Raw genomic sequence first — 1,677 nt, 5'->3', positions numbered from 1 at the left:
CAGTTAGATAGCTGGCTAAACTTATTACCACCAGTACCGGCTTATCCATTACTTCAAAAAAGTTTGATCCTGTTTCTTTAGCTACGTTAACAGCAAGGTCAATCCAAGCCCATTTATTTTTGAATTTATTTTCGGTATGCCTCTTTATTTCTTCAATGATGCTACCTTGAATAGGCTGATTATTCTGCTCCAGATCCTTTTCATTATTTGCTTCATCAGATTCTTGGCTAAACAAATTTTGTATGATTGAAGCAATTTCATTGTTGACCGATTCAAAATAAAAAAACATTGCATCACCTCATTGATGCTTAATTGATCTATTTCTTCCGGGGTCTTATCTTTAATGATGATACTTAATATTTTATCCATGTTAGACCACTGATCTAACCTTAGCTTTTGATAATTCACATAGGAATCATAAGTTAAACTGTTAGCATCAACTAATTTTAAGCTTGTTTTAGCATCTTTAAACGGTTCATTCATAAATGACAAGCGTTCTATCATAGGAATCAATTCAGCAGCAGGTAAACGCTCTATATCACTTACATCCATACCTAACAATATTGCTATAGGTACAAGTAAAATATATGTATTATATTCCTCAACATCCCAACCATCAGGTATTTCATCTGGTATTGTTTGAAGTATCTTGATATAGGTCTTATAATTTATTTCGGAATAGCTTTTTGGTAATTTATCAATCAGGTTCATACTGATAAATAGTATTACCTTTCTACCTTTATGAATTCAACTTAAACCAAATCAGATGAGAACAGCAGGAAAACTTAAAAACCTTAAAGAAAACAGAAAGTTAGTATTTAACCTTATAAAGGAATACATTGAAAAATATGAAGATGTAGGTTATCTAATATTTAACTCTGAGAATGATAACAGTATTGATATTAAAGTGGGTGATGATAAATATACAATAGCTGGTGAGCTATTTTTAAATAGTAACCAAATACTATTTAAAGTGAGTTATTGGAAGTTTGATTTAAAAAATAAGGACAGATTTATTCCTATTGAAATTGACCAATTAGCATTTTATACAATTAATAATAGACTTGTAAAACTACTTGAAGACAAAAAAACTTTAGGATTTATAATGGCAAACGCTGAGTCATTTGTTGAAAACCTATTGGATAATTTTGACAATTACACGGAAAAACGTCAAGAGCCAGAAGTTGTTAAAATGCACATCGACAATTTTGCCTGATTAATATTCAACCAACTTTATTAAGAATTTTACAAATGCTTTTTGAAATGTGAATAATGTGAGAATGTTTATAACTAAAATTATTAGCAACATTTTAAAAACAGTAAATTCGGGTGTTGCCGATTCGGGTAATGATCAAACAAATATTATGAGTATAAACGAACAAACATCAAACCGTGTAGCTTCCATAGCTGCAAAAATTATGACAATGCAAAAACCTGATGGTATGCCAGTTGACCTTTGGAATGATATTAAAACGCTGGCAGGTTCAGCATTGACACAAGCACCAGATAAATTAACTGGCAAATTTGATCTTAATACTATTGATCATACAGCTTATATAACTGGCTTATCGAGTTTAGGAATGTTGGGGGCTGCCCGATACAAAGCGATCAAGAAAAATAAATTTGATATCGTAATTGAATATAATAAACTTAGTTAATATCAATTCTTTATGAAAA

3 protein-coding genes are annotated in these 1,677 nt (G+C 30.5%); 2 read left to right on the top strand and 1 reads right to left on the bottom strand.

Features of this window, described 5'->3' with window-relative positions; all coding sequences use genetic code 11:
• Positions 1 to 144: 144 nt before the first annotated feature.
• Positions 145 to 711, bottom strand: a complete 567-nt coding sequence (locus AC1DRQ_RS31315) for a hypothetical protein (protein WP_477430018.1) — start codon at positions 709 to 711, stop codon at positions 145 to 147.
• Between the two features lie 55 nt (positions 712 to 766).
• On the opposite strand from AC1DRQ_RS31315, the gene AC1DRQ_RS31310 reads away from it, so the two are divergent.
• Together AC1DRQ_RS31310 and AC1DRQ_RS31305 are read left to right on the top strand one after the other, a co-directional pair.
• Positions 767 to 1,216 carry a hypothetical protein gene (locus tag AC1DRQ_RS31310; RefSeq protein ID WP_477430016.1) on the top strand — a complete coding sequence of 150 codons (450 nt, stop codon included), beginning with the start codon at positions 767 to 769 and terminating at the stop codon, positions 1,214 to 1,216.
• A gap of 64 nt (positions 1,217 to 1,280) precedes the next feature.
• Positions 1,281 to 1,658, top strand: a complete 378-nt coding sequence (locus AC1DRQ_RS31305; RefSeq protein WP_477430014.1) for a hypothetical protein — start codon at positions 1,281 to 1,283, stop codon at positions 1,656 to 1,658.
• Positions 1,659 to 1,677: the final 19 nt, after the last annotated feature.

Source organism: Mucilaginibacter sp. P4_E8, assembly GCF_056401495.1.
This window is presented reverse-complemented; position numbering and strand designations above follow the sequence as displayed.